This window comes from Phocaeicola paurosaccharolyticus JCM 15092, assembly GCF_000613805.1.
In the GTDB taxonomy this organism is placed as follows: domain Bacteria; phylum Bacteroidota; class Bacteroidia; order Bacteroidales; family Bacteroidaceae; genus Phocaeicola; species Phocaeicola paurosaccharolyticus.
Genome location: NZ_BAJR01000069.1, coordinates 1 through 2,381, shown reverse-complemented (window position 1 = coordinate 2,381; position 2,381 = coordinate 1). Strand labels below are relative to the sequence as shown.

Here is a 2,381-nt window from a genome sequence, read left to right as displayed (position 1 = left end):
ACATAATGTATCCCTTTGTCTTGTTCATTTGGCGTCGCCATCTCATCAGTTGACGGCGTCATCTAATCGGTTGCCGTCGCCGTCTGATAAGTTGTCGCCGTCAACTGAAAATTATCTCTTGTAATAGTAGTAAATAGTACAGTTGTGAACAAATAAGGGAATAATATACAATTCAGTTCAACTTTAAATTGGCAACTATTAGTATACAATACACCCTATACATAAACGAAAAAGCATATAAGTATTTGGATTAAAGTAAGAATTACAACACAAGAAAAGAAGCTATGATAGTATGCTAATTGGATAGAAATTTCTTTTAATTTTATATGTTGCATCTAATGGCAATATTCATAGAAATTACCACAAACATTTTCTTTATATAATATTTTTAGTTCTCTGATGTAAAAGTAACTGTTTTTATAAGACGGAGTGAAATAATATTATTCAGTTAATCTATGATAATGACAAAGCATTAACTTTCCATCTTCATCATGAAGATGCATTCCATTTCCTTCACAATAACGGTACATGGAACAATCAGCGCATATTCCATTCTTTGTCCATTGACGGTTACGAAAAGGTTCATATCTGCTCTCCCATACATTCCAAAAATCATCCTTATATATATTTCCTTGATTGAATTTGTATCTGATGCTAGGACACGCGGATATACTACCATCTGCAAGGATAGATGCTACCTTTATTCCTGCATTGCAACGATAAAAATTGTTTCTTACCTTCCCTTCATATTTGCCTAGGAAACCTTCACAACCATAACTCACATTGATTTTACCTTCATTACGAGTTGCTTCAATAAATTTCATGACTTTAGTGAAATCATTATCGCTCAACTGGAATTCAGGGTGCTCTGCTGCACGACCAACTGGGAATATAGTGAACAGTCGCCAATGCCTTACTCCTAAGCTGATAAGATATTCCTTGATCTGTTCAAGTGAGTATATATTTCGGCAATTCACACATGTCACTACATCAAATTTAATGCTTGATGTATTTGCTAACATATGGATAGCCTCGGAGGCTTTTGCAAAACTCTTATTATGTCCGCGCATCCAATTATGATCATCTTCCATACCATCAAGACTGATTGTAGCTGAGTGTAAGCCCACACGTAAAAGATTTTTGAATCTTTCGGGAGTAAGAAAAAGTCCATTACTGACAATACCCCATGGATATTCTCTTTTATTAAGCTCAAACCCTATCTGTTCAAGATCATCTCGCATAAGTGGCTCGCCACCCGTGAAGATAATCATTACCTTATGAGTGTCAACGTGAGGAGTTATATTGTCGATTACTCTAAGAAAGTCTGAAGCAGGCATATCTTGAAAAGAAGCAGTAGTTCTACAGTCGCTGCCGCAATGTTTGCAATGAAGATTACAACGAAGAGTACATTCCCAGAAAAGTTGTTTTAGCGTATGCAACTTGATGTCATTCTTACGTACCTGTCTTTCAAGTTCAAGTGCAAGACGCTGCTTCAGTGAAGGTGAGACATCTTTGCTCATTTCCTGATCACCATTTTTATTGCTATCTCTTTAGAGAATTTTCCGCTATACCACTCTTTACCATTTTCTATTCTGTCATCCTCTGTAATAGTAATGAGATTGTCTTTTGTTTCATAGTTCCCATTTTTCTCTCCATCTATATCAATTGCTGAAATATTCAGATTTTTAACAGGAAATGCAGTGCCGGATATTGTGAATATACCTTGTGAATTGGTTAATGTAGGTTCTAAAAGAGGATATGTCCCTTCTTCAGGAAGTGCTTGTATTTTTATATCAGCAATAGCTTCTCCTGCTTCGTTGGTAACAGTTCCTTTTATCTCATATGTAGCATATGGTGATCCATATTCACATGATATTTCATCCTGGCTATCTCCACCACATGAGTTGAATCCTAACAAAGCCATTACTGACATCATGATCCTATTCATAATTAATGCCATCTTTTTGTTCCCTTTTTTCATGATAGTATTATTTAAAGTTCTTTTATACTATAATGCTTATTATTTTAAAATGCTGCACCAACTTTGTAAAAATAATAAAAAATGCATGACTACAATTATCAGATACTACAAAAGATTTTATTTCAATGTGACTTATATCAATAGTATATTCCATTAATAATACATTCTGATTAATAATGGCTACTCTCTAGGCCATGAGCTAAAAGAGCACATAGAGAAGCCTAAATGCCCTATCTAAGCATCTTCTATGAAATACTATATATACAGGTATCTTTCAACTATTGAAACAATAAGGATTATGTACAAAGCATTGCAAACCCGTCTGCAATTTATTAGTGTAAAAAATTGTAAGACTATTGGGAAAGCTAAACTATAAAGGAAGAGATAAGCGATATGTACA

General features: G+C 34.4%; 2 protein-coding genes. Both read right to left on the bottom strand.

What is annotated here, in order from left to right; all coding sequences use genetic code 11:
• Positions 1 to 440: 440 nt before the first annotated feature.
• Complete coding sequence (locus tag JCM15092_RS14160; protein WP_024995210.1) at positions 441 to 1,520, bottom strand: TIGR04133 family radical SAM/SPASM protein; 1,080 nt, start codon at positions 1,518 to 1,520, stop codon at positions 441 to 443.
• Positions 1,517 to 1,981: a radical SAM-associated putative lipoprotein gene (locus tag JCM15092_RS14155; RefSeq protein WP_024995209.1), complete on the bottom strand. Its 465-nt coding sequence runs from the start codon at positions 1,979 to 1,981 to the stop codon at positions 1,517 to 1,519. Before JCM15092_RS14155 ends, JCM15092_RS14160 begins: the two co-directional genes overlap by 4 nt.
• Positions 1,982 to 2,381: the final 400 nt, after the last annotated feature.